Genomic DNA, 26,566 nt, shown 5'->3' with positions numbered 1-26,566 from the left:
GCCGCCCGCCTGCCGTCGCGATGGTCCCGAACGCCCGCCCGCCGTCCCGGCGTTCACCGCGATCGGTCGGCAGCCCACGGACTACCGCCCGCGGGCCTGCTGTCCGCCGCGACCGACTGCCCCCTGTCGTCCCGGCTCCCACGGCTTGCCGTGATCGGCCTACCGCCCGCCGCCTAACGCCCGCCGCCCGCCGCCCGCCGCCACCCGCGACCGGCCGCCGCTTGTCGGCTCGCCGTCTATGGCCTGCCGCCCCGCCGCCCGCCCGCAGGCTCGCCGCCTATCGCCCGCTGCGACCGTCCACGGCCTTGCCGTCGCGCTGCCTACCGTCCAGCCGCCTACCGTCCAGCCGCCAGCCGCCAGCCGCCTACCGTCCAGCCGCCAGCCGCCAGCCGCCAGCCGCCAGCCGCCAGCCGCCAGCCGCCAGCCGCCAGCCGCCAGCCGCCAGCCGCCAGCCGCCCGCTCGCCGCCCCCGCCCCCTCCGCAGGCTGGGGTTATTTCTAACCGGTCACTGGGGTGGACAGCGGTTAGATTTACCCCCGGCTTCCAGCGCCCCCCCACATCAGAACGCCCGCGGGCCAGCCGCTCGTCGCGACCGGCCCGCCGTCCACCGCCCGTCAGCTCGGTCGGCGGCGTGCCTGTCTCAGTTCGCGGTCGACGGCCCAGGCGTCGGCGACCGGGCCGAGGTGGCCGAGCTTGTCGGGGTTGATCACCGCGCGGATGGTCTGGATCCGGCCGTCGAGGACGTCGAGGGCCAGGGTGTGGAGGACCTTTCCGTCGCGGTCGCGGAAGAGCGCGCCGGGCTGGCCGTTGACCTCGTGCGGTTCGTACGACACGTCGATGCGGATCAGCCAGGGGAAGACCGTGCCCAGGACGCGGGCCACGTTCTCCGCCCCGGCGACGGCCTTGGCCAGTTGGGGTGCCTTCCCGCCGCCGTCACCGACGAACTGCACGTCCGCGGCGAGCAGTTGACGCAGTCCGCCCACGTCGCCGTCCTTCAACGCGTCGAAGAACCGGGTCGCCAGCTCCTCCCGCTCCTGCCGGTCCGCGGCGAACCGGGGCCGCCGGTCCGCCATGTGCCGCCGCGCCCGTACCAGCAACTGCCGGCACGCCGACTCCGAACGCCCCACGGTCGTGGCGATCTCGTCGAAGCCGAAGGCGAACACCTCCCTCAGTACGAACACCGCCCGCTCCAGCGGGCTGAGTTGCTCCAGCAGCAGAAGGGCCGCCATCGACACCGAGTCGGCCAGCTCCAGGGACCGCGCCGGATCCTGGTACGGGTCGCTCAGCAGCGGCTCGGGGAACCACGGGCCGACGTACTCCTCCCGCCGCACCCGAGCGGAACGCAGCACATCGATCGCGATCCGCGTCACCGTGGCCGACAGGAACGCCTTGGTCGACGTGGGCCGGGTCGCCGTGCCGTCGAACCGCAGCCAGGTCTCCTGCACCGCGTCCTCGGCCTCGCCCACACTGCCCAGAATCCGATAGGCGATCGAGAACAGCAGCGGCCGCAGTTCCTCGAACTCCTCGACCTTGCTCACGCCGAATCCCCTTCCCCTGATGGCCTGTTGGTGCCCGTCTCGTTCAGCAGTCCCGTTCAGCCGAACAGGCCGGGCTCGTAGTCGCCCGCGCACGGCTGCCGGGTGATGATGTTCAGCCGGTTCACCGAGTTCATGAAGGAGACCAGGATGACCAGCGTGGTGAGCTGCTCGTCGTCGTAGTGCTTGGCGGCGTGCGCCCACACCTCGTCGCTCACCCCGCCGGCCGCGTCCGCGACCCGGGTCCCCTCCTCGGCCAGCTCCAGCGCGGCCCGCTCCGCCTCGGTGAAGACCGTGGCCTCCCGCCAGGCCGCGACCAGGTTCAGCCGTACCGAGGTCTCGCCCGCCGCCCCGGCCTCCTTGGTGTGCATGTCGACGCAGATGGCGCAGCCGTTGATCTGGCTCACGCGCAGCGCCACCAGCTCCTGCGTCAGCGCCGGCAGCGCCGCCCCCTTGAGCGTCCTGCCCACCGCCATGAACTGCTTGGCGGCCTTGCCGGCGATCGGGCTGGAGAGGTAGTTCAGTCGTGCGTCCATCGTGTGCCTCCGTGGGCTGTGGTCGTCCGTGGCTACACCCCCGAGACGAGACAGCCCGGCCCCCTGTGACATCGGCGAATATGACCTGCGTCTCCCCCCGTCGGCCCCTAGTCCGGCCGCCACGCACGCGAACGCACTCGTTCTTCCGGCGCCCGCCGTCTGAGGCGGGCCCCGGATTCCACGCCCGGCACGGCCCAGGACATCGCAGGGCGGAACGGTGCCGCCCGCAGAAGAAGCCCACGGACCCCACGGACCCCGCCGACAGGGGTCCCTCGTCGCACTTCTGCACCGCTGCGGAGACCCCTCGTGCCGAACACCGCTCTCGGCCTGCCCGTCGGGCGAGGCCTGCTCTACCTGACCATCGCCGGAGTCGCCGGAGTCGCCTGGGGCACCGCGGGCGCGTCCGCCTCCCTGGTCTACCGGACCAGCGGCCTCGGCCCCCTCGCCCTGTCCTTCTGGCGCTGCGCGGCCGGTTTCGTCCTGCTGCTCGCCGTCCACCGCATGCGACGGCCGCGGGTCCGCCCCGCCGCCGTATCCGAACCACTCCGCCGCAAGGTCCTGCGGACGGTGACGACCGGCTCGGGCCGGCCGTGTTCCAGACGGCCTACTTCGCGGCCGTCGAGGCCACCGGGCTCGCCGTCCTGCCCCTTGGCCCGGCCGCGACCATACGTCCGTCGAGCGTGCTGCTCGCGCTCGGCTCGGCGGCCGGCGGTTCGGCCATGACCCTGCTGACCGGGCGCTGGGGACGCGGCGGCGCAACCGACGCGTCCGTCACGGCAGTCGGGACGCTCGCGGTCACCAGCCTGTGCTTGCTGCCGTTCGCCCTGGCCGAGGGGCTGATACCGCACACCGCCCGGCCGGGCCGGGTCCCGTGGCTCCTCGCGTACATCGCGACGGTCCCCACAGCCCTCGCCTACGTGCTCAACTTCGTGGCCGCGGCCGTCGTACGGTCCGCCACGGTCTCCGTGATCATGCTCCTCGAACCGGTGAGCGCGACCGTCCTCGCCGTCACCCTGCTCGGCGAACCACTGACCCCCACGACCCTGGCCGGCATCCTGCTGATGCTCACCTCGGTCGCGGGCCTCACGGTGACGGAGGCGCGCGGGGCGGCGGCCGACGAACAAGCCCTGGTGTAACGGGAGTTCCGTGCCTCAGCCCTCGTGCCGCCGCCGCAGCAAATGCTCCCGCGCCACCGCGTCCCGAGGCCCGTCCCGCTCCACGAGCCCCGCCGCGATACGGTCCTGGACCTCGGCCGACCGCTTGCCCGCGTACTTGAACTTCGCCCGTACGCCGGTCACTTCGAGCCGCACCACCCGGATGCCGGACAACAGCCGTCCGTACGGCGCCTCGCCCGCCGCGACCGTAGAGGAGCCGCCCTCGGGCTGGAAGTGGCCGACCTGACGGTTGAGCAGGGTCGCCGTCTCGGCGGGGTCGTCCACCAGGCGGGCGGTGCACCGGAGTTGGACCGCCGCGTAGAAGCTGGTCGGCACGCCGTGCTCGGGCGGGCCGACCGGTTCCGCCTGCCAGGGGCCGGGGACGTAGACGTAGTCGTCCACGACGCTCAGGACCACCTGTGGATCTGCCGCCAGCGCGGGCAGCAGCGGGTTGGGGCGGGCGAGATGGATGATCGCCTCGCCGCGCTCCGGGTCGTAGGCGAAGTGGAGGGGCTGGACGAACGGGGGTTCGCCGGAAGGGCCGTTGACGGCGAGTTGGCCGAAGTCGTGGGTGGTGAGCCAGAGTTGCCACTCGGCGTCGTCGTGCGGCGCGTCCCAGGGGTGGACGAGCATTACAACGCGGCCAGGTAGGCGGGGAGTTCGGTGCCGGGGGCCAGGTCGTCGTTCGGGAGCGGGGTTCCGTAGGCGGGGGAGAGCGGGACCACTCCGGCCCAGTGGGGGAGGTCCAGGTCCTCGGGGTCGTCGTTCGCGCCGCCGGTGCGGAGCTTGGCGGAGACCTCGTCGAGGTCGAGGCGGATCACCATGGTGGCGGCGAGTTCCTTCTTGTTGGCGGGCCGCGAGTCCGCCGACCGGCCCGGCACGACGTGGTCGACCAGCGCGTCCAGTGCCGTCCGCTTCTCCTCGGGGTCCGTCACCTGGTGGGCGATGCCGTGCACCACCACGGAGCGGTAGTTGATCGAGTGGTGGAACGCGGAACGGGCCAGCACCAGGCCGTCGACGTGCGTGACCGTCAGGCAGACCGGGAGCCCCGGGTCGGCCTGCCCCGTCATCCGCAGCGGGCGCGCGCCCGTCGACCCGTGCACGTACAGTCGCTCGCCGACCCGCCCGTACAACGTCGGCAGCACGACCGGCATGCCGTCGCGCACGAAGCCGAGGTGGCAGACGTAGGCCTGGTCGAGTATCGCGTGCACCAACTCCTTGTCGTACGACGCCCGTTCAGCGGAGCGCGTGGGGACGGTCCGGTCGGTCGGCGTGTAGGCGGCGGGCGGTGACGTCGGCTGCGAGGTGGTCCCCTGCATGGTGCTCTCCGTTGGTGTGTTCGCTGTTCGCTGTTCGTTGATCGGGGGGCTGGTGCTCGATTGTCATCTGTATTGCACTAGTGCATAATACGCTTTGTGCTAGGAGGATATCGGATCGAGGGGCGACGCGCAGCGGACATTGCGGCGGACGTCGAGCGCGCGGTGGGTTCGGGAGAGCTGGAACCCGGGCAACTGCTGCCGCCCATGCGGGAGTTGGCGGTCGAGCTGGGCGTGAACCCGAACACGGTCGCGGCGGCGTACCGGACGCTGCGGGAGCGCGGGGTCATCGAGACCGCCGGGCGTCGGGGCAGCCGGGTACGGCCCAAGCCGGCCACGACCGGCCGCGAGCACATCCGGGTCGACGTGCCGACGGGGGTGCGCGACGTGTCCCACGGCAACCCGGATCCGGCACAACTGCCGTCTCTGGTGCGGGCGTTCACCTCGGCCGCCGAACAATCCGACCGGGAGCCGGTCATGTACGGCGACGACCCGGTCGAACCTGACCTGGCCCGCATCGCCCGGTCCGAGCTGGACGCCGACGGGGTGCCGGAAGGCCCCGTGGCCGTCACCTCCGGCTCCCTGGACGCCATCGAACGCGTCCTCGCCGCCCATCTGAAACCCGGGGACACCGTCGCCGTAGAAGACCCGGGGTGGGGCAGCCTGCTCGACCTCGTGCCGGCGCTGGGGCTGCGCGTGACCCCCGTCCGCGTCGACGACGAGGGGCCGCTCCCCGACGACGTGCGCGCCGCGCTGGAGTCCGGCGCGCGGGCCCTGATCGTCACCGACCGGGCGCAGAACCCCACCGGAGCCGTGGTGAGCGCCACGCGCGCGCGTGCGTTGCGTTCCGTGCTCCGCCGCCACCCGGAGACCCTGCTCATCGAGGACGACCACGGCCACGGCATCGTCGACCAGCCCCTGCACCCCCTGGCCGGCACCACCCGCACCTGGGCCTTCGTCCGCTCGGTAGCCAAGGCCTACGGCCCCGACCTACGGCTGGCCGTGCTCACCGGCGACCCCGTGACCCTCGACCGCGTCCGAGGCCGCCAACGGCTGGGCCCGGGCTGGGCCAGCCGCATCACCCAGCGGGCCGTGGCCCGCCTGTGGGCCGACGGCGCGGTCGACACCCCGGCGGTGGCTGCCGCGTACGGCGCCCGCCGCGACGCGCTGATCGCCGCGCTCGCCGAACGCGGCGTCACGGCCCACGGCACCAGCGGCCTCAACGTGTGGATCCCGGTACCGGACGAGACCGGCGCGGTCTCCCGCCTCCTCCACGCCGGTTGGGCCGTGGCCCCGGGCGCACGCTTCCGCCTGAGCGCACCGCCGGGTATCCGTGTCACCGTCTCGACGTTGACGGCTGACGAGGTCGGGCCGTTGGCGGAAGCGATTGCTTCGGCGAGTGGTCCGGCGCCGGTTCGGGGTTATGTCTGAGGCCGGTTCGCCGACGCGTCGGTGGTGAGGCACATACGCGTCGGTCGGGCTGTACCCCTTGCCACCCCCTGTCGCCTGCCTTCACCTGAGTTCGCGGGCCCCTACGCCCCCTCGCCCACGCCGCGTCACCTACCGCTTCCCCCTCGCCCGCACCTGCGTAAGCGCCGCCCCCGCCAACACGATCACCGCCCCGACCGGCGTCGACCAGGTCAGCGACTCGCCCAGGATCGCGACGCCCGCCGCCGTGGCGATGACCGGGATGAAGTACGTGACCATCTGCGCGGTGGTGGGGCCGACTTCGGCGACCAGGCCGTACTGGAGGAGGACGGCGAGACCCGTGCCCAGGGCGCCCAGCGCGGCGATCGCCAGCAGGGGGACGAGAGGGAAGCGGGCCGGGGCGGACGTGAACAGCGGGGTGATGACGGCCAGTTGGAGGGTGGCCAGGAGCAACTGGGCGCCCGTCAGCGAGAGATGTGACGCGCCGGTGCCCGCCAGCGTGCGGCGGACGTAGATCCAGCCGATCGGGTAGCTGAGCGAGGCCAGCAGGGCCATCGCCGTGCCCCTGGCGTCCAGGCCGCTGAAGCCCTGCCACGCGCCGAGGACCGTCAGGACGCCCAGGAAGCCGAGGCCCAGGCCGGCGACGCGGACGCGGGTCGGGCGGTCCTCGGAGAGGGCGACCAGGGAGAGGGCCATGCCCCACAGTGGCGAGGTCGCGTTGCAGATGCCCGCGAGCGTGGACGGGATCGTCAGCTCGGAGTAGGCGAAGAGGGAGAACGGCAGGGCGTTGAGCAGGAACGCGGCCACCGCCAGATGGGCCCACGTACGCGCGCCGCGCGGCAGCCGCTCCCGCTTCACCGCCATCGCCGCCGCGAGCACCACCGTCCCGAACAGCAGCCGCCCGAACGTGACTTGGAAGGGCGCGTAACCATGTGTGCCCACCTTGATGAGCAGGAAGCTGAAGCCCCAGATGAGGGAGAGCGCCCCGAAGCGCAGCCGCCAGTCGAGGGCGCGGCGGGGGAGGGGGACGGGGAGGGAGAGGGGCGCGGCGGTGTCCCCGGCCTGCTTCAGGGCGGCGTCGGCGGCGATGACGGTGCTGGTGGTCGCGGCGGTGCTGACTGTGCTCATGGATACCAAGATCCTGGCCCGGACCTCGTAGCACAAGCGAGAATTCGCGACAGCTATCTCGTAGTATCGCTTACATGTTGAATCTGGAGCGCCTGCGCACCCTGGACGCCCTCGCCCGGCACGGCTCGGTCAGCGGCGCGGCCGAGGGGCTGCACGTGACGACCTCCGCCGTGTCGCAGCAGATGTCCAAACTGGAGCGGGAGGTGGGGCAGCAACTCCTCGCCAAGAACGGTCGGGGGGTACGGCTCACCGACGCCGGCCGGCTCCTCGCGGAGCACGCGGGCCGCATCCTCTCCCAGGTGGAGCTGGCCCAGGCCGACCTGGAGGCCCAACGCGGCCAGGTGGTCGGCGAGTTGAGGCTCTCCGCGTTCCCGACCGCCGCCCGCGGCCTGTTCCCCACCGCGCTCGCCGCCCTGCGCGCCCGCCACCCCGCCCTGCGCGTCCGCTCCACGGAACAGGAACCGGAGAGCGGCATCGCGGGCGTCGTACGCGGCGACCTCGACCTCGCCGTCGTCCTCGACTGGTACAACAAGCCGATGCCGCTCCCGGACGGCCTGGTCAAGGCGCCGATCCTGGACGACCCCGCCGACGTGGCGATGCCGTCAGGCCATCCGCTGGCCGGGCGCGACGAGGTGGACCTCGGGGAGTTCGCCGACGACGAGTGGATCACCTGGGCCGAGGGCGAGTTCTGCCACGAGTGGCTGATGTTCACCCTGCGCTCCCGCGGCATCGAACCGATCATCGGCCACCGAGCCGCCGAGACCCACACCCAACTCGGCCTGGTAGCAGCTGGGTTGGGCGTCTGCATCGCCCCCCTCCTCGGCCGCAACCCCATGCCCACCGGAGTCGTCACCGTCCCCCTGAAGCAACGGGTCCGCCGACACGTCTACGTCGTCTGGCGCGCCGACGCCGACCGCCGCCCGTCCATCCGCGCGGCGGTCGAGGCACTCCAGGCGGCGGCCGAGACCGTCGGCTAGAGGGGCTGGGCCTCCCGGAAGGGCCTCGGCAACTGCCCTACAGCGCCCCCAACTTACGGAAGTCCCAGGACGCCAGAGTGTCCGGCGTCAGTCGTATCCACGCGTGCCTGCCGTCGTACGGCATCGCGTCGAGCCCGAAGTTCTTCTGGGCGAACAGCTTCTCCACGGGGACGAGTTCGGGATGCGGCTCGCCCGTGCGCGGGGCCTCGCCGACGAACTCGACGGTGCCGGAGAGTTCGACGCCGCGCAGCTCGTCGTAGGCGTCCCCGCCGTCGATCACCACCGCGACGCGCGGGTCGCGGCGCAGGTCCGACCAGCGCTTGCTGCGCGTGATCGAGTACAGCCACAGCGAGGTGCCGTCCCAGGCGAACCAGAGCGGGCTGACATGCGGGGCCCCGTCCGAGGAGACGGTCGCAACGCGGCAGGTGTGCTCGGTGGTGAGGAACTCGTCCAGTTCCTCGGGTGTCATCATGATCTTCCGGCCTCGACGCTGAGTGGCGGTCATGCGATCCCCTTCGGCTACGGCACGAGCGGCGGGCAGCCGCTTCTGACGCCGCGTCAGAAATCGGGCCGGAGGAGCGTCGGCCGTCTTCCCTCCGCACGCGATGCTCGTTACTGTCGCCCGCCCCGGCCGTCGACGACAAGGGAGAGCCATGCCGTCGCACGAACAACTCAGTGAGATCCTCGACACGGTGAGTACTGTCCTGCTGACCGTCGAATGTCAACAGGGCGTGGTCGGACCGGACAGCGCGCTGCCCGAACTCGCCCTCGCCGCACGCCAGTCGGGCGCGCTCGCGAACGTGGCCCGACTGGTCGCCGCCGCGCACGAGAGCGGGGTGCAGGTGATCCACGCCGTCGCCGAGCGCCGGCCGGACGGGCGCGGGGCGAACCGCAACGCCCGGCTGTTCCGCGCCGCCGAACGCCTGCCCGTGCAGCAGCTGTCGGGCACCACGGCGGTGCGCGTGGCGCCCCCGATCGAGGTCGCCGAGGAGGACTTCGTCGTACGACGGCTGCACGGTCTGTCGCCGATCCAGGGCACCGAAGTCGACGCGCTGTTAAGGAACTTGGGCTGCCGCACACTGATCGTCACCGGCGTCTCGGCCAACGTGGCCATTCCCAACGCGGTGTTCGACGCCGTCAACCGGGGCTACACCGTCGTCGTCCCCAGGGACGCCATCGCGGGGGTGCCCGCCGACTACACCCCCGCGATGATCCGCAACACCCTCGCATTGGTCGCTACGGTCGCGACCACGGACGAGGTGCTGGGCTGTCTCAAACGACCGCGCAGGGCGCGTCGCGGCTGACCGTCACGCCAGCGTGATCGAGTCCCCGGAGACGGTGATCTGCTCGGCGGGCAGGCCCTGGGTGGCCGGGCCCTTCTTGACGCTGCCGTCGGTGACGGAGAACTCGCTGCCGTGGCACGGGCAGACGATGGCCCCGCTGCTGATGCTGCTCACCGCACAGCCCTGGTGGGTGCATTTCGACGAGAACGCCTTGTAGGTGCCCGCCGTCGGCTGGGTGACCACCACGCCCTGGCTCGCGAAGATCTTGCCGCCGCCCTCGGGGATGTCGGTTGTCTTCGCCAGCTCGGTGCCACCCGCGTCACCCTGGGCGGTGGACGCGCCGGCCGTGGTGGTGGAGCCCGAGGTGTCCGAGGAGCTCGACGTGCCCGACGACGAGTCGTCGCCGGACGAGCACGCGGTCAGCGCGACGGCGAGTCCCGCCGCGCCGACCGCCGCCAACGCGGTGCGACGGGACGGCGTCGTGACGGGTTCGAACGATTCGCTGGTCATGCTGACGTTCCTTCCATGGAAAGCATTCGTGGATGTGCAAAGGGGTACGAGGTGCGGGCGACCGTCGTTCAGACGGTGTCGAGAGCTTGGCCTTACCGAGATCAGGAACACGTAAAACGTCCCTGTCGTTCCGCTGTCGACCGTGCATAAGCCCTGGCCAGGCACCGCCAACAGGCACCAGTAACCTGGGGCGATGCTCAAGGAAGTCATCGCGACCCGCTACATCACGCCCCTGCGCGAGGGCGGCTCGCTGCCGGGGCTCGTCGAGGGCGACGACCTCGGGACCTACGTCATGAAATTCAGCGGCGCCGGACAGGGCCGCAAGACGCTCGTCGCCGAGGTCGTCGTGGGGGAGCTGGCCCGCCGGCTGGGCTTCCGGGTGCCCCGGCTGGTGACCCTCGACCTCGACCCGGTGCTCGGCCTCGGCGAACCCGACCAGCAGGTCCAGGAACTGCTCAAGTCCAGCGGCGGCACCAACCTCGGCATGGACTTCCTGTCCGGCGCGCTCGGCTTCGACCCGCTCGCCTTCACGGTGAGCCCCCAGGAGGCCGGCCGGATCGTCTGGTTCGACGCGCTGGTCAACAACGTCGACCGCTCCTGGCGCAACCCCAACCTCCTGATGTGGCACGGCGACCCGTGGCTCATCGACCACGGCGCCACCATGATCTGGCACCACAACTGGCCCGGCGCCCAGACCTCCGCGGCCCGCCCCTACGACGCCACCGACCACGCCCTCGCCCGCTTCGCACCGGACGTCGCGACCGCGGCCGTGGACCTGGCACCGAAGGTCACCGAGGAACTCCTCGCCGAGGTCACCGCCGAGATCCCCGACGCCTGGCTGACCGGCGAACCCGGCTTCGACACCCCGGACCTCCTCCGTGAGGCGTACGCGGCACCCCTCCTCGCGCGCGTGCCCCTCATCCACGACCGCATCAAGGGACTCCAGTGACCGAGCGCCACATCATCCGCCCGAGCGAGGCGAACACCCGGGACGTCTTCGAGTACGCCCTCCTCCGGGTCGTACCGCGCATCGAGCGCGGCGAGTGCGTCAACGCCGGGGTCCTCGTCTACTGCCGCGCCCAGTCCTACGTCGGCGCCCGCACCCATCTGGACGAAGCGAGGCTGCTCGCCCTCGACCCGCATGCCGATGTGGCCGGGATCAGGGCCGCGCTCGGCGCCGTGGAGGGTGTGTGTGCGGGCGGTGACGCGGCCGGGCAGGCGGCTGCGGACGATGCCGGGCGGCGGTTCCGGTGGCTGATCGCGCCGCGGTCCACCGTGGTGCAGCCGGGGCCCGTGCACACCGGGCTGACCGTCGATCCGGCGGCCGAGGCGGAGCGCCTGCTGGACCTGCTGGTGAGGTAATGGATCACACCCGGCTCGTGTGGCGTTGACACCGGGTGCCAGGGCTTCTAGCGTCACGTCTGCCGAAGGTACTAAGCGGTCGCTCACCGGCGGGCCGCGCAGGGCGAGAGATTCTCAAGGGCGAGGAGAACCAGCAATGTCCACCACTGAGCAGCGGGTCGCGATTGTCACCGGCGGGGCGCGGGGCATCGGCGCCGCCACCGCCGTACGCCTCGCGGCCGAGGGCCGTGCGGTCGCCGTGATCGACCTCGACGAGGCCGCCTGCAAGGACACCGTGGAGAAGATCACCGCGGCCGGCGGCAAGGCCCTCGCGGTCGGCGCCGACGTCTCCGACGAGGCGCAGGTCGAGGCCGCGATCACGCGGATCGTCGCGGAGCTGGGCGCGCCGACGATCCTCGTCAACAACGCGGGCGTGCTCCGCGACAACCTGCTCTTCAAGATGAGCGTCGCCGACTGGGACACCGTCCTCGGCGTCCACCTGCGCGGCTCGTTCCTGATGACCAAGGCCGTCCAGAAGCACATGGTCGACGCGGGCTTCGGCCGGATCGTCAACCTCTCCTCGTCCTCCGCCCTCGGCAACCGCGGCCAGGCCAACTACTCCGCCGCCAAGGCCGGTCTGCAGGGCTTCACCAAGACCCTCGCCATCGAGCTGGGCAAGTTCGGCATCACGGCCAACGCCGTCGCCCCCGGCTTCATCGCCACCGACATGACCGCCGCCACCGCCGCCCGCGTCGGCATGGGCTTCGACGACTTCAAGGCCGCCGCCGCCACCCAGATCCCGGTGCAGCGCGTCGGCGAGCCCGACGACATCGCCAACGCCGTCGCCTTCTTCACGAACGAGGCGGCCGGTTTCGTCTCCGGCCAGGTCCTGTATGTCGCCGGCGGACCGCTCAACTAGGGAACACCGGAACACGGGACACGGGACACGCGAAAATGACTGAACAGCCTGAACTGCCCGAACTCTCCGGCAAGGTCGCCGTCATCACCGGCGCCAGCCGCGGCATCGGCTACGGCGTCGCCGAGGCGCTGCTCGCCCGCGGCGACCGGGTCTGCATCACCGGCCGCAGCGAGGACGCCCTCAAGGAGGCCGTCGAGACCCTCGGCGCCGAGCGCGTCATCGGCGTCGCCGGCAAGGCCCACGACGAGGCCCACCAGACCGTCGTCGTCGAGCGCACGATGGAGGCCTTCGGCCGCGTCGACTTCCTGGTCAACAACGCCGGTACGAACCCGGTGTTCGGCCCGATCGCCGACCTCGACCTGAACGTCGCCCGCAAGGTCTTCGAGACCAACGTCATCTCGGCGCTCGGCTTCGCCCAGAAGACCTGGCACGCCTGGCAGAAGGACAACGGCGGCGCCATCGTCAACATCGCCTCCCTCGCGGGCGTCTCCGCCTCGCCGTTCATCGGCGCGTACGGCGTCAGCAAGGCCGCGATGATCAACCTGACGCTCCAGCTGGCGCACGAGTTCGCGCCCGGCGTGCGGGTCAACTCGATCGCCCCGGCGGTCGTGAAGACCAAGTTCGCCGCCGCCCTGTACGAGGGCCGCGAGGCGGAGGCCGCCGCCTCCTACCCGCTGGCCCGGCTCGGCGTGCCGTCCGACATCGGCGGCACCGCCGCGTTCCTGACCTCGGACCAGTCCGACTGGATCACCGGCCAGACCCTCGTCGTCGACGGCGGCATCCTCCTGAACGCCGGAGTCGGCTGACCGATCCGCCCGGGCGCCGATTTCTTTGCTGTTCCCTTGACGGAATCGGCGCCCGTGTCAGGACATGGAACGCGCACAGCCGAATGACAACGTCGTCATAAAAACGCTGCTCAACAGCCTCGTCCGAACCAGCTTTTCCGGCCGGGGAACTGCGGTACGGTCTGCCGACCCTTGGTACGGCGGATCGAGGAGCGTGCGTGTGTTCAACCGGAACCGAGGCCTGCGGGCGGGCGCGGCGATCGCGTCGATATCCCTGGCGGCCGGATGCGGTGTGTTCTCGGACGGGAATTCCGATGACCGGGGAGCCATCGTCGTCGGCACCACCAGCGCCCCCAGCACACTCGATCCGGCCGCCTCCTGGGACGGCTCCTGGGAGCTGTTCCGCAACATCTACCAGACGCTCCTCGCCTACCCGTCGGGCGCGACCTCGCCCGAGCCGGACGCCGCCGAGTGCGAGTTCACGGACGGGTCCAACACGACGTACCGCTGCGAACTCCGCGCGGGCATGAAGTTCGCCGACGGCGACACCCTCGACGCCAAGGCCGTCAAGCACTCCATCGACCGGATCCGGCAGATCGACGTCCCGGGCGGACCCGCCGGCCTGCTCGGCAGCCTCGACCGGGTGCAGGTCCTGGGCGACCGCGAGGTGGACTTCCACCTCAACAAGCCCGACGCCACCTTCCCGTTCGTGCTCGCCACCCCGGCCATGTCGATCGTCGACCCCGACGACTACCCCGCGCACTCCCTGCGCAAGGACGGCAAGGTCTTCGGCTCCGGGCCGTACACCCTGAAGTCTTACGACGACGGGAAACAGGCCCGACTCGTCCGCAACGACCACTACAAGGGCTTCGCCAAGCGCGAGAACAGCGCGGTGACGATCCGCTACTTCCAGGACTCGGGCACCATGGTGAAGGCCCTGCGGGACGGGAAGATCGACGTCACCTACCGGGGTCTCGCCGCCGACGACATCATCTCCCTCCAGGGCCGCGCCTCGAAGAGCCTGCAACTGGTCGACGGCTCCGGCACCGACATCAACTACCTGGTGTTCAACCCCAAGGACAAGTGGGCCGGGAACCTCGCCGTCCGCAAGGCCGTCGCCCAGCTCGTCGACCGCGGGGCGATCACCCACAAGATCTACCGCGACACCGTGGACCCGCTCTACTCGATGGTCCCGAAGGGCCTCACCGGCCACACCACCGCCTTCTTCGACGCCTTCGGAGACCCCAGCGTCCCCAAGGCCCGCAAGCTCCTCACCGACGCGGGCATCAACCGGCGCGTCCCGCTCACCCTCTGGTACACGACCGACCGCTACGGCTCCGAGACCGCCCTCGAATTCAGGGAACTCAAGCGGCAGTTGGACGACTCCGGGCTGTTCTCGATCACGCTGAAGAGCCGCCCCTGGAAGACGTACGTGACGGGCTACCAGAAGGGCGAGTATCCGGTGTTCGGGCGCGGCTGGTCCCCGGACTTCCCCGACGCCGACAACTTCATCGCGCCGTTCGTGGGGAAGCAGAACGCGCTCGGTACGCCCTATCCGTCGACCAGGATCACCGACGTACTGCTGCCCGAGTCCCGCCGGGAGAGCGACCGGGCCGACGTGGTCAAGGAGTTCGAGGACGCCCAGCAGGTCCTGGTCGACGACGCGCGGCTGCTGCCGCTGTGGCAGGGCCGGCAGTACGTGGCCGCGAGCGAGGACGTCTCCGGCGGGGAGCAGGCCCTCGACCCGTCGACGATCATGATGATGTGGGAGCTGTACCGCAAGACCAGCTGGTGACACGGCTTTCGGCACCCGTTGTCAGTGGCCGCCTGTAGGTTCTGGGCATGGCAGCGACCGCACCGCGCGGTCGCTCCGCATCGCAGTCGCCGCACACCGTAAGGAAGTTGACGTGACCGACATCTCCATGCTCCCCGAGTCCTGGCGCGGGGTCCTGGGCGACGAGCTTCAGCAGCCCTACTTCAAGGAGCTGACCGAGTTCGTCGAGGAGGAGCGCGCGAAGGGACCGGTCTTCCCGCCGCGCGAGGAGGTCTTCGCCGCCCTGGAGGCGACGCCGTACGACCAGGTGAAGGTCCTGATCCTCGGTCAGGACCCGTACCACGGCGAGGGCCAGGGCCACGGCCTGTGCTTCTCGGTCCGCCCCGGCGTGAAGACCCCGCCCTCCCTGCGGAACATCTACAAGGAGATGAAGGAGGAGCTGGACCTGCCGATCCCGGACAACGGTTATCTGATGCCGTGGGCCCAGCAGGGCGTCCTGCTCCTCAACGCGGTGCTCACGGTCCGCTCCGGCGAGGCCAACTCGCACAAGGCCAAGGGCTGGGAGAAGTTCACGGACGCGGTGATCCGCGCGGTGGCCGACCGCCCCGACCCGGCGGTCTTCGTCCTCTGGGGCAACTACGCGCAGAAGAAGCTCCCGCTGATCGACGAGGAGCGCCACGTGGTGGTCAAGGGCGCGCACCCCTCGCCGCTCTCGGCCAAGAAGTTCTTCGGCTCCCACCCGTTCACCCAGATCGACGAGGCCGTCGCGCGGCAGGGCCACACCGCCATCGACTGGCGCATCCCGAACCTGGGCTGACCTCGCAAGGGCCGGTCCGGGGCCGCCTGACGCGGATTGTCAGTGGCTGCGGTTAGCGTCGACAGGGACAGCCAGGGTGGCTGGCGAGTGCGGAGGACGCGGTGGCGGAGCGACAGGAGCAGGCGGCGCCGGACGCTCTGCTGACGCGGATCGGACAGATCGTCATGCTGCACCACGGCGGCGACCGCGAGGAGGCCCGGGACCGGCTGCTGGGCCTCTGGGTGGAGCTGGGCGAGGACGGCGACCCGCTCCACCGCTGCACCCTGGCCCACTACCTCGCCGACACCCAGGACGACCCGACCGACGAACTGGCCTGGGATCTAAGGGCGTTGTCGGCGGCGGACGAGCTGGGGGACGGGCGGGACGCGGGACACCCCGGAGACCTCGGGGATGTCGCGGACGCGGACGTTGTGGACGCCGGCCAGGAGGGGGCGACCGCGATCCGCGCCTTCTACCCCTCCCTGCACCTCAACCTCGCCGCCGACTACGTGAAGCTCGACCGCCCGGACGCCGCCCGCACCCACATCCGCCGCGCCCGCGACGCCTGCACCGTCCTCACCGACGACGGTTACGGCAACGGGGTGCGGGCCGCGATCGGCCGGCTGGAGCTGCGGCTGGGCGACGGGGGCGCGGGCGAGAGCTGGGGACCGCCGAGACAGCGGCCGTAGGGTCCGGTCGGGACAGGGGTCCCGGGGTCCGGGTGGTGGCAGTGGCCCCGGAGTCCCCGGCGCCTCAACGGCCGTACGTCTGGCCGCAGATGATCGACTGCGGGCTGTCCGACTGCCAGCCGCCGTACTTCTTGCCCAGGGCGCAGACGTCCTGCGTGTTCTTCGGCACCGACTTGACCACGTTCGGGATGTCCGCGCCCGGCTGCCGGGGGTGGTGCGGCTTCGGGTGCGGATGGGGGTGCGCCTGCGGGTGGGAGTGCTGGTGCGAGCGGGGGACCGGTTCCTGGGCCGCCTGCGGGGGCGGGACCGGTGCGTGGTGCGGCGGATGCGTGGCGGGTTTGGGGCGGTGGGACGGGCTGATCAGTTCCAGCGCCTCCCGCGCCGGGGCCTGTACGACCTGCGGCTCCGCGCTGCCGTCCGGGCGCGGCACCGACGCTTGGGTCGGTGCGGCCGGGGGAGCGGGGGCCGCCGGCCGCTGGACCGTCACACAGCCGGAGAGGGCTGAGACAGCCACGGTGACCAGGAGAGTTGCGGTGGTCGTCGTTCGATGCACCCGCGCAACTCTGCTGGTTCCGGACCTGGTTGGGACAGCGGACGGGCGGATGATGCCCCACACGGGTGATCTCCGACCCCTTACGGACGGCGCGCGCCCGCTCCGGGTGACGGGTGACGTGACGTCAGCCGCCGGTGTCAGTCACCGGTGTTCCCGTCGATCCGCTCGCGCAGCAGGTCGGCGTGGCCGTTGTGCCGGGCGTACTCCTCGATCATGTGGGTGTGGATCCAGCGCAGGTTGAAGCGCTCGCCGGTGCGCCGGTGCTTGCCCACGGAGACGTCGTCCAGGGCGAACCGGGCCGCGTGCTCGTTCGCCGCCTCGATCTCGGCCTGCCAGGTCGCGTACGCCTCCGCCCAGGTGTCCGCCTCGGTGACGTGGAAATCGCCGTCCGGGTCCTCGTCGCTGTAGTAGATCGGGGTCAACTGCTCGTCCGACATGACCCGGCGGTACCAGCTCCGCTCCACCTCCGCCATGTGCCGCACCAGGCCCATGAGCGTCATGTTGGACGGCTCCACCGAAGCGGTCCTCAACTGTTCGTCGGTCAGGCCCTCGCACTTCCAGGCGAGGGTCGCCCGGTGGTACGTGAGCCAGCCCTCCAGCATGGTGCGTTCGTCGGCGGTGGTGGCGGGTTCACTGCGCTCGATGGTCATCCCCGCATCCTCGCGTGCTCCGCCCGCCCGCACCAGCGGATATTCCCCCGCCGTATCCTTCCGAGGAGGTACACGAGGTACCGCTGGGCGAGCGTTGGGAGACTCCGTGAAGGTCGGCTGCATCGGGCTCGGAGACATCGCACAGAAGGCCTACCTGCCGGTTCTCGGCGGGCTGCCCGGGGGCGAGCTGCATCTGCAGACCCGCACGCCCGCCACCCTTGCCCGGGTCGCCGACGGCCTGCACCTCCCGGCGGACCGGCGGCACACCGACCTCGACGCGCTCCTCGCGCAGGGCCTCGACGCCGCGTTCGTGCACGCGCCCACGATCGTGCACCCCGAGATCGTCACCCGGCTCCTTGAGGCGGGCGTACCGACATACGTCGACAAGCCGCTCGCCTACGAACTCGCCGACTCCGAGCGGCTGGTGCGGCTCGCGGAGGAGCGGAACGTGTCACTCGCGGTCGGCTTCAACCGCCGCCACGCCCCTGGGTACGCGCAGTGCCTCGACCACCCGCGCGAGTTGATCCTCATGCAGAAGAATCGGATCGGGCTCCCGGAGGAGCCGCGCGCGATGATCCTGGACGACTTCATCCACGTCGTGGACACCCTGCGGTTCCTGGTGCCGGGCCCGGTCGAGGACGTGACCGTGCGCGCCCGCACCCGGGACGGACTGCTGCACCACCTCGTGCTCCAGCTCTCCGGCGACGGCTTCACCGCGCTCGGGGTGATGAACCGGCTCAGCGGCTCGGTCGAGGAGATCCTGGAGGTCTCCGGCCAGGACACCAAGCGTCAGGTCCTCAACCTCGCCGAGGTCGTCGACCACAAGGGCCAGCCGACGGTACGGCGCCGAGGGGACTGGGTTCCGGTGGCCCGGCAGCGCGGCATCGAGCAGGCCGTCCTCACGTTCCTCGACGCCGTACGCGCCGGCAAGGTGCTCAGCGCCCGGGACGCGCTGGCGACTCATGAGCTGTGCGAGCGGGTGGTACGAGAGGTCGCGGACCGGTCCGCCGCAGCCTGAGCGCCTGTACCCCCTCGCCGGCACACATGGCCGCGAGGATCAGCGGCGCCATCCCCACCGGCCAGGCGCCGTAGCGGACGTACGGCGTGATGCCGTGGGCGAGCGGGACGTCGTAGACCTGGGTGGTGCTCTTGTTCGTGCCCAGCCAGGAGCCGATGCGCCGGCCGCTGGGGCCGTAGACGGCGGAGACGCCGGTCAGGGTGGCGTGGACGATCGGGCGGCCGGTCTCGGCTGCGCGGAGGGCGGCGAGGGTGGCGTGCTGTTCGGGGGCCCAGCTGTTCTGGAACGACGAGGTCGACGACTGCGCGAGCAGGACGTCGGCGCCGTCCTGGGCGAGGTGGCGGCTCATGTCGGGGAACGCGGTCTCGAAGCAGATCAGTGGGCCGATGCGCAGCCCGTGCCCCACGTTCATCACGACCTGCTCGGTGCCGTGCCTGCGGTCCACGCCCGCCGCCTTGCCGACGGAGGTGGCCCAGCCGAGCAGCGAGCGGAACGGGATGTACTCCCCGAAGGGGACGAGCCGCATCTTGTCGTAGCGGTCGCCGGTGAGACCCTTCGGGCCGACCAGGATCGAGCTCTTGTAGATGCCGGGCTTGTCGGAGCGCTGGGCGTCCACGTTGACCAGGATGTCGGCGCCGGTCTCCTTGGAGAGGGCGGCGATACGGCGCGCGAGATCGGGCCGTTTGGTCAGGTCGAAGCTGACGCTGCTCTCGCCCCAGGCGATCAAGTCGACGTTCCGACCGGCCAGTTGGCGGGTCAGCTGCTCCTCGCGGTCGAAGCGCCGGGCGCCGCTCTCGTCGCCGTCGATGATCCCGGGCTGTACGACGGCGATCCGGACGCGGCCGTCGACGTCGGGGCGCGGCGACCACACCCAGGCCGCGGAGGTAGCGGCGGCGGTGGCCAGGAGACCGGCGACGGCGGGCACCCGGGACTCGCGCACGGCGACAAGGACGGCGACCGCGACGTTGACGGCCACGACCAGGAAGCTCAGCAGCCACACCCCGCCGACGGACGCGAGCCGCAACGCCGGTTCAACCTGCCACTGGGTGGAGCCGAGCAGCCCCCAGGGACCGCCCAACCCCTGCCAGGACCGGACGAGTTCGACCATCAGCCAGCCCGAGGGCAGCACCAGCAGCGCGGCACCGCCACGCCGGGGCGACGGCACGCCCCCGAGGAAGCGGCGCACCAGCCAGCCCCACGGCGCCCACAGCACGCCCAGCAGCCCCGCGATGACCACGATGAACACACTCAGGCTCGGCACCAGCCAGCTGTGCACGGCCAGCATGAACCCGAGCCCCCCGAACCAGCCGTCGTAGACCGCCCGCCGCCCGGTCGGCGCCGAGCGCGTCAGCAGGATCCAGGGGACGAGCGCTACGTAGGCGAACCACCACAGGGACGGCGCCGGAAACGCGAACACGGGCAGGGCGCCCGCGAGCACGGCGAGCAGGGAACGCCGCCAGGGGGAGACGAGCCAGTCGCCGAAGTTCTTCATGTGAACCCCCTACCCGCTGGTGGCTCCGGTGTGCGTGCCGCGGACAGCGGACGCCGAACCGGTCGTATCAGTGGACCACGGCTTCCGGGCGCCGCTCGGGAAGGCGCCGCCACTTCTCCTCCACGACGACCTCGGTCAGCCGCCAGCCGTCGTGCGTCCGCAGCAGCCCGAACGCGTACCGCCCGCCGCACACGAAGTCGGGAGCGGGGGAGCGGTCGCCGTCGCCGTTGCTCTCCTCGTCCTGATCCTGTTCCTTGTCCCTGGCGAAGCGCATCGGATTGACGTAGTCGGCCTGGACGCGTGCGGTGTCGTCGGTGTGCTGATCCAGGGCTCCGAAGTGGATCCGCCGGTTCACGATCAGATGCTGCCGCATCGAGAACAGTCCCAGGCTCTCCGTGAGCCACCCGGCGATCTCTTCCGCGTTCCCCTCGATCCCTCCGGCGGACCGGTAGTCGGCACGCCCGTTCGGGGCGAACAGTTTCCGGTACGCCTCCCAGTCGCCGTCGTCCACCGCCACCGCGTATTCGGTGATCACTTCGTCCACGGCCAGCCGGTCCATCACAATCGCCAGTTCCACACGCTGCGTCATCGGCTCAGTGTTGGCTACGGAGCGTGTCGCGCCAAGGGGGACGCGGATACAAGGTGGGGAACATTCGGTGGTCGTCGTCGCGAGGAGTGCTCATGAAACGTCTTGTCACGGTCGTCACCGGGGGCAGCCGGGGGATCGGCGCCGCGACCTGCCGACGGCTCGCGGAGGACGGGCACGACGTGGTGGTGGGCCACCTCCGGGACGCGCAGGCCGCAGAGGACGTCGCGGAGGCGGTACGGCGGGCCGGTGCCCGTTCGGTCTGCGTACGGGCGGACACGTCCGTCGAGGCGGACGTCGAGCGGCTCTTCACGGTGGCCGAGAAGCAACTCGGCCCGGTCACCGGGCTGGTGAACAACGCCGGGGTGACCGGCCCGTTCGGCCGCCTCGCCGACACCGAACCCGCCGATCTGCGCCGCGTCGTCGAGGTCAACCTGCTGGGCACGCTGCTGTGTTCACGCCGCGCGGCACGTGCGATGACGGCACGAGGAAACGGCGTGATCGTGAACGTCTCGTCCGCCGCCGCCACCCTCGGCAGCCCCGGCGACTACGTCCACTACGCCGCGACGAAGGCCGCCGTCGACACCCTCACCCTGGGCCTGGCCAAGGAACTCGGCCCCGACGGCATCCGCGTCAACGCGGTCGCACCCGGCGTCATCGACACGGAGATCCACGGGAGGTCCGGCGACCCGGACCGCGCCGAGCGGTTGGCGGCGTCGATCCCGCTGCGCCGCGCCGGTCAGCCCGAGGAAGTCGCCGCGGCCATCGCCTGGTTGATGTCACCGGAGGCGTCCTACGCGACGGGGACGGTGGTGCGGGTGTCCGGCGGGCGGTGAGCTTCAGGCCGCCGCGATGACCTCGTCACGTATCGCCTTGGCCCACTCGACCACCAACAGCTCGTATTCCTCGCGCTCTTCGGTGGAGAGCGAGCCGCCCGCACGCAGCCAGAGTGCCCGGATCTGCTCGTTCACCTCGGAAGCAGACCGCACGGAACCAGGGGCCACGGAATCGGGGGACATGTGAACAGCCTAGGGGCAAGGACTGACACTGCGCTACCGGACGGCTACTCAGACCGTATGGGCTTGGTCACGGGCGGGTTGAGCGGAGCGCCCGGCGCGGCCCGGACGCTCAGTCGATCCACGTGACGACGCACTGGGTGTGACGTGCGGCGGTCCGGTAGAACTCCCGCAGGGCGACGAAGTGTTCGGTCAGATGTTCCCGTACGTCGATGTCGGACCGGGGGCCGAACCCGCAGACGTCGGCCGCGACTTCGGCGGACGCCGGCATGTCCGCGAGCAGGTCGCCGAGTTGGAGGCGGTCCAGTGCGGCGGCGACGTCGGCGACCGCGGCTGGAGCGAGCAGTCGAGGCGGATCGCCGAAGCCGTCGTACACGTCGTCGTGGTCCAGGAATCCCACATTCCCGTCGGGATCGCCCGAGACGGCCCGGTCGAGCAACGCGATCGCCTCCGGGTCGGCGCCGGTCGACCGGCAGTAGCGGATGAGGCCCCACAGTGCCCAGCCCGTGTCGAGCAGGTCGCCGTCCGGTGGATCCCAGCCCGGGGACGCGCCGGGCGAGGTGAGGGCCGAAGTGCGGCAGCGGTCGAGGTAGTCGGGCGTCACGCGGGCGAACTGCTGTGTCAGCGCCATGAGTTGGTCACCCCCGCCGCTCGGCCCACACCCGCGACCACTCCAGCAACGGCCCCATCGCCGCCACGAGGTCCGCGCCGAGCGGGGTCAACTGCCAGGCCCCGTCCGGCGTCTGCCCCGCGATGTCCGCCTCGCGCAGCTCCGTCAGCCGGGTGGACAGGACGCTGGAGGACATGTTGTCGCAGCGGCGTCGCAGGTCGCGGAAGCCGATCGGGGTGCCGTGCCGGTGGAGTTCCCAGATCGCGCGGAGTGTCCAGCGTCGGCCGAGGAGGTCGAGCGCGGCCATGACCGGGCGGCCGGTGGACGATCCGCGCACGGGGTGACCGGGGGTGGGGGTCGGTTCCAACTGGGCCTCCTCGCCCGGCACATGGTGATCGCCTGGTACGAACTCCTGGCTCACCCTTGCGCTTCGATTTCAGAAGCGCAAGAGTCGGTAGACGTGAACCCGGACATGAAACAGCGCATCGAAGGTGTCACCCCGCCCTACACCCCCGAGACCGACCGCGCCCTGCACCGCTGGATGCCACCCGGCGTCACCCGCGAACCCCTGATGCTCTTCAAGGTCCTCGAACGCCACCCGGAACTCGCCTCCCGCATGCGGGCGTTGGGCGCCGGGCTCCTCGTCCACGGCCTCCTGGGCGCCGCCGACCGCGAACTCGTCATCGCCCGCGTCTGCGCCCGCTCCGGCTGCGCCTACGAGTGGGGCGTCCACATGGCGACGTACGCCGAGGCCGCTCAACTCACCCAACGGCAGGTCACTTTGACCGCGACCGGCGCTTCCGACGATCCTGCCTGGTCGCCCCGGCAGTCCGCGTTGCTCCGAGCCGTCGACGAACTCCACGCCGGCGCCCGGCTGAGCGACCCGGTCTGGTCCGGCCTGCGGGAGCACCTCGACGAGCCCGAAGCGATCGAGTTCCTCGTGCTGGCCGGGTGGTACCGCACCATCGCCTACGTCGCCAACGGCGTCGGGATCGATCCCGAGCCCTGGGCCCTTGCCCTGCCCGGGAGTTGACTCAGCCCGCCGACTCCGCCGCGTGCGGGCTCAGCGCGCCCGCCGTCACCAGCGCGATGATGACGATGCCGAGGGCGACGCGGTAGTAGACGAACGGCATGAAGCTCTTGTGGGAGATGAACTTCATGAACCATGCAATTACGGCATATCCGACCACGAAAGCGATCAACGTCGCGAACATCGTCGGCCCCCACGCGACATGCCCTTCCTCCGCCGCGTCCTTCAACTCGAAGGCGCCGGAGGCCAGTACGGCCGGCATGGCGAGGAGGAAGGAGTAACGGGCCGCCGCCTCGCGGGTGTAGCCCATGAAGAGACCGCCGCTGATGGTCGCGCCCGAGCGGGAGACGCCGGGGACGAGGGCCATCGCCTGGCAGAGGCCGTAGAGCAGGCCGTCCTTGGTGTTGAGGTCCACCAGGGTCTTGCGCTGCTTGGGGGCCCGGTGCCGGCCGCCGTTCTCGTCGCGGGCCGCGAGGCGGTCGGCGATGCCGATGACGATGCCCATCACGATCAGCATCGTGGCGGTGACGCGCAGGTCGCGGAACGGGCCCTCGATCTGGTCCTTGAGGGTCACGCCGAGCACGCCGATCGGGATGGAGCCGACGATCACCAGCCAGCCCATCTGGGCGTCGTGGTCGCGCCGCATCTCCTTGTTGGTGAGTGATCGGAACCACGCGGCGAGAATCCGCCCGACATCCTGGCGGAAATAGATCAGCACCGCCGCCTCCGTGCCGAGCTGGGTGATCGCGGTGAAGGCCGCGCCCGGGTCCTCCCAGCCCGAGAAGGCCGCCGTGAGCCGCAGATGCGCGCTGGAGGAGACGGGGAGGAACTCGGTCAGCCCCTGGACGAGTCCGAGGATGAGGGATTCAAACCAAGACATGGAGTTACGGAGTCCAAGTGCTGATCGTGGAGGGGCAAAGGACACACCAAAACGCCGCGCGCGGTGAACGAGTGTGTGTGAGGGGCAGCGTAGCGTCCCGGTGTGACAGGCCCGACACAGGGGTTTCAGGGCGGTTGTGGGACTCCGGGCGCAGAGGTTTCAGGGCCGTTGCGCGACTCCGTACACAGAGGTTTCACGAGTGGTCCGACGACTCCGGGTTCGCGGTGTTGACCAGCTGCGGGGGCGGCGCATACGTTGCAGCGGAGGAAAGCGCTTGCTGCATGCGCTCGCTGTTCCCCGGAGGAGTGCTGATCACGACCATGTCCACACCCGCCACCGACCCCGGGGCGTTCGAGCCCTTGACGCCGCTCGCCGGCCGGCGCATCAGGGCCGCGGTGGTCGGCGCCGGTGCCATCGGCCGCGGCTCCCATTTCCCGGCGCTCGCGCGGCTCGCCGAGGAGGGCGGGACCGAGGTCGTCGCCGCCGTTGACATCGATGCCACGTCGGTCGAGTCCTTCTGCGCCGAGGCCGGGATCCCGCACGCCTACACCGACCTGGAGCAGATGCTCCGGGAACAGCGGCCCGACCTTGTCACCATCTGCACCCCGCCGACCCTGCACCGTGCGCAGACGATCGCCGCGCTGCGGGCCGGCGCCTGGGTCTGGTGCGAGAAGCCGCCGGTGCCGACGCTGGCCGACTTCGACGCCGTAGAGGGCGAAGAGGGCGAGCACGGGGGGCCTTACGCCTCGATCGTCTTTCAGCATCGCTTCGGGTCGGGGTCCCGGCATGTGCGCCGGCTGCTCGCCGAGCAGGCGATGGGGCGGCCGCTCGTGGCGCACTGCCAGACCACCTGGTACCGCGACACCGCTTACTACGCCGTGCCCTGGCGCGGGCGTTGGGAGACCGAGGGCGGCGGTCCCGCCATGGGGCACGGCATCCACCAGATGGATCTGCTGCTCGATCTGCTCGGGCCGTGGAGCGAGGTGAAGGCGATGGCCGGGCGGCTGGTCCACGACGTGGAGACCGAGGACGTCTCGACCGCGCTGGTGCGCTTCGAGAACGGCGCGCTGGCCACCGTCGTGAACAGCGTCCTGAGCCCCGACGAGGTCAGCCGTATCCGCATCGACTGCGAGCGCGCGACCGTCGAACTCACCCACCTGTACGGGCACAGCAACGACAACTGGCGCATCACGCCCGCCCCGGACGTGTCGGGCGAGGAGGCCGCGGCCTGGCAGGACTTCGGGCCGGACGTGCCGAGTTCGCACCTGGAGCAGCTGCGTGAACTCGTCGTGAGCATGCGGGCCGGCGAACGGCCGCGCAGCAGCGGCACGGACGGCCGCACCAGCCTCGAACTGATCACCGCGCTCTACAAGTCGGCGTTCACGGACACGACCGTACGGGCCGGCGAGATCGGCCCCGGAGACCCCTATTACACGGCGCTGCACGGCGGCGCCCCCGGCTGGGCGCCCGTGGCGCGCGAGGAGGTGTCGGCGTGACCGGCCTGCGTATCGTCCATGCCCACGGGGACCGCATCACGGTGACCGAACCGGCCACCGGCGTCGAGCTGTTCAGCTATGTGTACCGGCCCGAGGCCGCCTGGGAGGCGCCGAAGCCGTACCTCCACCCGATCAGGACGCTGGCCGGTGACGTCGTCACGGACTACCGGCCCAACGACCACCGCTGGCACAAGGGCCTGCAGTTCACCGCCTCGCATCTGTCGGGCCAGAACCTGTGGGGCGGCAACACATACGTTCACGGTGAGGGGTATCTCCAACTCCCGGAGCGGGTCGGGTCGATGGCCCATGTCGCCTTCGACGAGATCGACGCCGACGATGCGCGTCTCGTGATCGCCGAGCGGCTCACCTGGCACCCGCACAGCGGCGAACTCTGGGCCGACGAGCAGCGCCGGATCGAGGTGCACGACGTCGACACGGAGTCGGGTTCCTGGGCGCTGACCTGGACGAGCGCCGTGACCAACCGCCGTGACGAGCCCCTTCTCTTCGGCAGCCCGACCACCCACGGGCGCGAGGCGGCCGGCTACACGGGCCTCTTCTGGCGCGGCCCGCGCGCCTTCCGCGACGGCCGCATCATCGGCCCCGACGGCGAGGGCCCCGAGCTGATGGGCTCCCAGGGCCCCTGGCTCGCCGTCTCCGGAGAGCACGACGGCACCGACGGCCACGCGACGGTCGTCTTCGCGCACGCGCCCGAGAACGACCACGCAGGCGCCCAGGGCTCCCACCCCGATCACTGGTTCGTACGCAACGAGCCGTTCGCGGGAATCGCCCCCTCCTACGCCTTCTACGGCGAGCTGGTGCTCGACCCCGGCGACACGCTCACCCGGCGCTACCGGGTCGTCGTGGCCGACGGGGCGTGGGAGCGGGAGGAGATCGCCAAGTACCTGGAGGCGCGTCCGTGGTGAACACGCCTGTGGTGAACACATCTGTGGTGAACGGACCTGTGGTGAACGCAGGGGCCGCTGAAGGGTTTTCCGGGCTGCCGGGCGGGGTCGCCGTCTCGCATCTGTCGGTCTACGACTGGCCTGCCGAGGTCGGCAGTGGCG

Annotated in this window: 30 protein-coding genes and 1 pseudogene; 16 read left to right on the top strand and 15 right to left on the bottom strand. The window is 71.1% G+C overall.

The features are described from left to right. Positions 1–614: 614 nt before the first annotated feature. Together OG407_RS10655 and OG407_RS10650 are read right to left on the bottom strand one after the other, a co-directional pair. Positions 615–1,538 carry an RNA polymerase sigma-70 factor gene (locus tag OG407_RS10655; protein WP_405857211.1) on the bottom strand — a complete coding sequence of 308 codons (924 nt, stop codon included), beginning with the start codon at positions 1,536–1,538 and terminating at the stop codon, positions 615–617. Between the two features lie 56 nt (positions 1,539–1,594). Further along, the gene (locus tag OG407_RS10650; protein WP_405857209.1) at positions 1,595–2,071 is read right to left on the bottom strand and encodes a carboxymuconolactone decarboxylase family protein; all 477 of its coding nucleotides are present in this window, start codon (positions 2,069–2,071) and stop codon (positions 1,595–1,597) included. Positions 2,072–2,377: 306 nt separating this feature from the next. On the opposite strand from OG407_RS10650, the pseudogene OG407_RS10645 reads away from it, so the two are divergent. Beyond that, a pseudogene (locus OG407_RS10645) lies at positions 2,378–3,207 on the top strand (DMT family transporter). Positions 3,208–3,222: 15 nt separating this feature from the next. Here OG407_RS10645 and OG407_RS10640 read toward each other — a convergent pair. Beyond that, entirely contained in the window at positions 3,223–3,858 is a 636-nt protein-coding gene (locus OG407_RS10640; RefSeq protein ID WP_405857207.1) for an FMN-binding negative transcriptional regulator, read from the bottom strand. Then, entirely contained in the window at positions 3,858–4,544 is a 687-nt protein-coding gene (locus OG407_RS10635; RefSeq protein ID WP_405857205.1) for a pyridoxamine 5'-phosphate oxidase family protein, read from the bottom strand. The genes OG407_RS10640 and OG407_RS10635 overlap by 1 nt, the downstream gene beginning before the upstream one ends. A gap of 96 nt (positions 4,545–4,640) precedes the next feature. Here OG407_RS10635 and OG407_RS10630 point away from each other — a divergent pair, with 96 nt between their 5' ends. Beyond that, complete coding sequence (locus tag OG407_RS10630; RefSeq protein WP_405857204.1) at positions 4,641–5,972, top strand: aminotransferase class I/II-fold pyridoxal phosphate-dependent enzyme; 1,332 nt, start codon at positions 4,641–4,643, stop codon at positions 5,970–5,972. A 129-nt stretch (positions 5,973–6,101) separates the two neighbouring features. On the opposite strand, the gene OG407_RS10625 is transcribed toward OG407_RS10630, so the two are convergent. Continuing rightward, complete coding sequence (locus tag OG407_RS10625) at positions 6,102–7,097, bottom strand: DMT family transporter (RefSeq protein ID WP_405857202.1); 996 nt, start codon at positions 7,095–7,097, stop codon at positions 6,102–6,104. A 74-nt stretch (positions 7,098–7,171) separates the two neighbouring features. Between OG407_RS10625 and OG407_RS10620 the strand changes: the two genes are divergently transcribed. Further along, complete coding sequence (locus OG407_RS10620; RefSeq protein WP_403596938.1) at positions 7,172–8,074, top strand: LysR family transcriptional regulator; 903 nt, start codon at positions 7,172–7,174, stop codon at positions 8,072–8,074. 37 nt (positions 8,075–8,111) lie between these two features. Here OG407_RS10620 and OG407_RS10615 read toward each other — a convergent pair whose 3' ends face one another. After that, positions 8,112–8,579, bottom strand: a complete 468-nt coding sequence (locus OG407_RS10615) for a pyridoxamine 5'-phosphate oxidase family protein (RefSeq protein ID WP_405857200.1) — start codon at positions 8,577–8,579, stop codon at positions 8,112–8,114. A 148-nt stretch (positions 8,580–8,727) separates the two neighbouring features. Between OG407_RS10615 and OG407_RS10610 the strand changes: the two genes are divergently transcribed. Beyond that, positions 8,728–9,378: a cysteine hydrolase gene (locus OG407_RS10610; protein WP_366497306.1), complete on the top strand. Its 651-nt coding sequence runs from the start codon at positions 8,728–8,730 to the stop codon at positions 9,376–9,378. Between the two features lie 3 nt (positions 9,379–9,381). On the opposite strand, the gene OG407_RS10605 is transcribed toward OG407_RS10610, so the two are convergent. Then, the gene (locus OG407_RS10605) at positions 9,382–9,867 is read right to left on the bottom strand and encodes a Rieske (2Fe-2S) protein (RefSeq protein WP_405857198.1); all 486 of its coding nucleotides are present in this window, start codon (positions 9,865–9,867) and stop codon (positions 9,382–9,384) included. A gap of 193 nt (positions 9,868–10,060) precedes the next feature. Between OG407_RS10605 and OG407_RS10600 the strand changes: the two genes are divergently transcribed. From OG407_RS10600 to OG407_RS10570, 7 genes are all read left to right on the top strand, one after another. Then, on the top strand, positions 10,061–10,816 hold the full coding sequence (locus tag OG407_RS10600) for a HipA family kinase (RefSeq protein WP_405857196.1): 756 nt from the start codon (positions 10,061–10,063) through the stop codon (positions 10,814–10,816). Further along, positions 10,813–11,229: a DUF3037 domain-containing protein gene (locus tag OG407_RS10595; RefSeq protein ID WP_365307429.1), complete on the top strand. Its 417-nt coding sequence runs from the start codon at positions 10,813–10,815 to the stop codon at positions 11,227–11,229. Before OG407_RS10600 ends, OG407_RS10595 begins: the two co-directional genes overlap by 4 nt. A gap of 136 nt (positions 11,230–11,365) precedes the next feature. Next, positions 11,366–12,127 carry a 3-oxoacyl-ACP reductase FabG gene (fabG, locus tag OG407_RS10590; RefSeq protein WP_019059411.1) on the top strand — a complete coding sequence of 254 codons (762 nt, stop codon included), beginning with the start codon at positions 11,366–11,368 and terminating at the stop codon, positions 12,125–12,127. Positions 12,128–12,162: 35 nt separating this feature from the next. Continuing rightward, positions 12,163–12,933 carry an SDR family oxidoreductase gene (locus OG407_RS10585; protein WP_405857194.1) on the top strand — a complete coding sequence of 257 codons (771 nt, stop codon included), beginning with the start codon at positions 12,163–12,165 and terminating at the stop codon, positions 12,931–12,933. A 199-nt stretch (positions 12,934–13,132) separates the two neighbouring features. Beyond that, positions 13,133–14,707: an ABC transporter substrate-binding protein gene (locus OG407_RS10580; RefSeq protein WP_405857192.1), complete on the top strand. Its 1,575-nt coding sequence runs from the start codon at positions 13,133–13,135 to the stop codon at positions 14,705–14,707. Positions 14,708–14,819: 112 nt separating this feature from the next. Continuing rightward, complete coding sequence (ung, locus tag OG407_RS10575) at positions 14,820–15,503, top strand: uracil-DNA glycosylase (protein WP_405857191.1); 684 nt, start codon at positions 14,820–14,822, stop codon at positions 15,501–15,503. A gap of 101 nt (positions 15,504–15,604) precedes the next feature. Continuing rightward, positions 15,605–16,171, top strand: a complete 567-nt coding sequence (locus OG407_RS10570; protein WP_405857189.1) for a hypothetical protein — start codon at positions 15,605–15,607, stop codon at positions 16,169–16,171. 64 nt (positions 16,172–16,235) lie between these two features. Here OG407_RS10570 and OG407_RS10565 read toward each other — a convergent pair whose 3' ends face one another. Then, on the bottom strand, positions 16,236–16,724 hold the full coding sequence (locus tag OG407_RS10565; RefSeq protein ID WP_405857187.1) for a hypothetical protein: 489 nt from the start codon (positions 16,722–16,724) through the stop codon (positions 16,236–16,238). 137 nt (positions 16,725–16,861) lie between these two features. Next, positions 16,862–17,374: a DinB family protein gene (locus OG407_RS10560; protein ID WP_405857185.1), complete on the bottom strand. Its 513-nt coding sequence runs from the start codon at positions 17,372–17,374 to the stop codon at positions 16,862–16,864. A 106-nt stretch (positions 17,375–17,480) separates the two neighbouring features. Here OG407_RS10560 and OG407_RS10555 point away from each other — a divergent pair, with 106 nt between their 5' ends. After that, the gene (locus OG407_RS10555) at positions 17,481–18,392 is read left to right on the top strand and encodes a Gfo/Idh/MocA family protein (protein ID WP_405857183.1); all 912 of its coding nucleotides are present in this window, start codon (positions 17,481–17,483) and stop codon (positions 18,390–18,392) included. On the opposite strand, the gene lnt is transcribed toward OG407_RS10555, so the two are convergent. Then, positions 18,310–19,884, bottom strand: coding sequence for an apolipoprotein N-acyltransferase (lnt, locus tag OG407_RS10550; RefSeq protein ID WP_405857181.1), 1,575 nt, complete (start codon positions 19,882–19,884; stop codon positions 18,310–18,312). The genes OG407_RS10555 and lnt overlap by 83 nt on opposite strands. 67 nt (positions 19,885–19,951) lie before the next feature. Further along, a complete protein-coding gene (locus OG407_RS10545) occupies positions 19,952–20,473 on the bottom strand; it encodes a nuclear transport factor 2 family protein (protein WP_405857179.1) in 522 nt (173 codons plus the stop codon). Between the two features lie 92 nt (positions 20,474–20,565). Here OG407_RS10545 and OG407_RS10540 point away from each other — a divergent pair, with 92 nt between their 5' ends. Beyond that, positions 20,566–21,306, top strand: coding sequence for an SDR family NAD(P)-dependent oxidoreductase (locus tag OG407_RS10540; RefSeq protein WP_405857177.1), 741 nt, complete (start codon positions 20,566–20,568; stop codon positions 21,304–21,306). Between the two features lie 3 nt (positions 21,307–21,309). On the opposite strand, the gene OG407_RS10535 is transcribed toward OG407_RS10540, so the two are convergent. From OG407_RS10535 to OG407_RS10525, 3 genes are all read right to left on the bottom strand, one after another. Beyond that, positions 21,310–21,489 carry a hypothetical protein gene (locus OG407_RS10535; protein ID WP_328684689.1) on the bottom strand — a complete coding sequence of 60 codons (180 nt, stop codon included), beginning with the start codon at positions 21,487–21,489 and terminating at the stop codon, positions 21,310–21,312. Between the two features lie 109 nt (positions 21,490–21,598). Next, complete coding sequence (locus tag OG407_RS10530; protein WP_405857175.1) at positions 21,599–22,117, bottom strand: DUF1877 family protein; 519 nt, start codon at positions 22,115–22,117, stop codon at positions 21,599–21,601. A gap of 7 nt (positions 22,118–22,124) precedes the next feature. After that, positions 22,125–22,403, bottom strand: a complete 279-nt coding sequence (locus OG407_RS10525; protein WP_405868358.1) for a winged helix-turn-helix transcriptional regulator — start codon at positions 22,401–22,403, stop codon at positions 22,125–22,127. A gap of 165 nt (positions 22,404–22,568) precedes the next feature. Here OG407_RS10525 and OG407_RS10520 point away from each other — a divergent pair, with 165 nt between their 5' ends. Further along, positions 22,569–23,129: a carboxymuconolactone decarboxylase family protein gene (locus tag OG407_RS10520; protein WP_405857173.1), complete on the top strand. Its 561-nt coding sequence runs from the start codon at positions 22,569–22,571 to the stop codon at positions 23,127–23,129. A gap of 1 nt (position 23,130) precedes the next feature. Here OG407_RS10520 and OG407_RS10515 read toward each other — a convergent pair whose 3' ends face one another. Beyond that, entirely contained in the window at positions 23,131–24,006 is an 876-nt protein-coding gene (locus tag OG407_RS10515) for an undecaprenyl-diphosphate phosphatase (RefSeq protein WP_405857171.1), read from the bottom strand. Between the two features lie 320 nt (positions 24,007–24,326). Between OG407_RS10515 and OG407_RS10510 the strand changes: the two genes are divergently transcribed. Together OG407_RS10510 and OG407_RS10505 are read left to right on the top strand one after the other, a co-directional pair. Next, the gene (locus OG407_RS10510; RefSeq protein WP_405857169.1) at positions 24,327–25,502 is read left to right on the top strand and encodes a Gfo/Idh/MocA family protein; all 1,176 of its coding nucleotides are present in this window, start codon (positions 24,327–24,329) and stop codon (positions 25,500–25,502) included. Then, positions 25,499–26,425, top strand: a complete 927-nt coding sequence (locus OG407_RS10505; RefSeq protein ID WP_405857167.1) for a PmoA family protein — start codon at positions 25,499–25,501, stop codon at positions 26,423–26,425. The genes OG407_RS10510 and OG407_RS10505 overlap by 4 nt, the downstream gene beginning before the upstream one ends. The last annotated feature ends 141 nt before the right edge of the window (positions 26,426–26,566 follow it).

The sequence above is a fragment of the Streptomyces sp. NBC_01515 genome, assembly GCF_045040345.1.
Classification (GTDB): domain Bacteria; phylum Actinomycetota; class Actinomycetes; order Streptomycetales; family Streptomycetaceae; genus Streptomyces.
Note: the sequence above shows the minus strand (reverse complement) of the source record. Positions and strands in the feature narration are given on the sequence as shown.

Bases quoted from the DNA above. Each gene is read 5' to 3' on its own strand.
- OG407_RS10650 (WP_405857209.1), bottom strand. From the start codon at position 2,071: ATGGACGCACGACTGAACTACCTCTCCAGCCCGATCGCCGGCAAGGCC.
- OG407_RS10640 (WP_405857207.1), bottom strand. From the start codon at position 3,858: ATGCTCGTCCACCCCTGGGACGCGCCGCACGACGACGCCGAGTGGCAA.
- OG407_RS10635 (WP_405857205.1), bottom strand. From the start codon at position 4,544: ATGCAGGGGACCACCTCGCAGCCGACGTCACCGCCCGCCGCCTACACG.
- OG407_RS10625 (WP_405857202.1), bottom strand. From the start codon at position 7,097: ATGAGCACAGTCAGCACCGCCGCGACCACCAGCACCGTCATCGCCGCC.
- OG407_RS10620 (WP_403596938.1), top strand. From the start codon at position 7,172: ATGTTGAATCTGGAGCGCCTGCGCACCCTGGACGCCCTCGCCCGGCAC.
- OG407_RS10615 (WP_405857200.1), bottom strand. From the start codon at position 8,579: ATGACCGCCACTCAGCGTCGAGGCCGGAAGATCATGATGACACCCGAG.
- OG407_RS10610 (WP_366497306.1), top strand. From the start codon at position 8,728: ATGCCGTCGCACGAACAACTCAGTGAGATCCTCGACACGGTGAGTACT.
- OG407_RS10605 (WP_405857198.1), bottom strand. From the start codon at position 9,867: ATGACCAGCGAATCGTTCGAACCCGTCACGACGCCGTCCCGTCGCACC.
- OG407_RS10600 (WP_405857196.1), top strand. From the start codon at position 10,061: ATGCTCAAGGAAGTCATCGCGACCCGCTACATCACGCCCCTGCGCGAG.
- fabG (WP_019059411.1), top strand. From the start codon at position 11,366: ATGTCCACCACTGAGCAGCGGGTCGCGATTGTCACCGGCGGGGCGCGG.
- OG407_RS10585 (WP_405857194.1), top strand. From the start codon at position 12,163: ATGACTGAACAGCCTGAACTGCCCGAACTCTCCGGCAAGGTCGCCGTC.
- OG407_RS10560 (WP_405857185.1), bottom strand. From the start codon at position 17,374: ATGACCATCGAGCGCAGTGAACCCGCCACCACCGCCGACGAACGCACC.
- lnt (WP_405857181.1), bottom strand. From the start codon at position 19,884: ATGAAGAACTTCGGCGACTGGCTCGTCTCCCCCTGGCGGCGTTCCCTG.
- OG407_RS10545 (WP_405857179.1), bottom strand. From the start codon at position 20,473: ATGACGCAGCGTGTGGAACTGGCGATTGTGATGGACCGGCTGGCCGTG.
- OG407_RS10540 (WP_405857177.1), top strand. From the start codon at position 20,566: ATGAAACGTCTTGTCACGGTCGTCACCGGGGGCAGCCGGGGGATCGGC.
- OG407_RS10535 (WP_328684689.1), bottom strand. From the start codon at position 21,489: ATGTCCCCCGATTCCGTGGCCCCTGGTTCCGTGCGGTCTGCTTCCGAG.
- OG407_RS10530 (WP_405857175.1), bottom strand. From the start codon at position 22,117: ATGGCGCTGACACAGCAGTTCGCCCGCGTGACGCCCGACTACCTCGAC.
- OG407_RS10525 (WP_405868358.1), bottom strand. From the start codon at position 22,403: ATGGCCGCGCTCGACCTCCTCGGCCGACGCTGGACACTCCGCGCGATC.
- OG407_RS10520 (WP_405857173.1), top strand. From the start codon at position 22,569: ATGAAACAGCGCATCGAAGGTGTCACCCCGCCCTACACCCCCGAGACC.
- OG407_RS10515 (WP_405857171.1), bottom strand. From the start codon at position 24,006: ATGTCTTGGTTTGAATCCCTCATCCTCGGACTCGTCCAGGGGCTGACC.
- OG407_RS10510 (WP_405857169.1), top strand. From the start codon at position 24,327: ATGTCCACACCCGCCACCGACCCCGGGGCGTTCGAGCCCTTGACGCCG.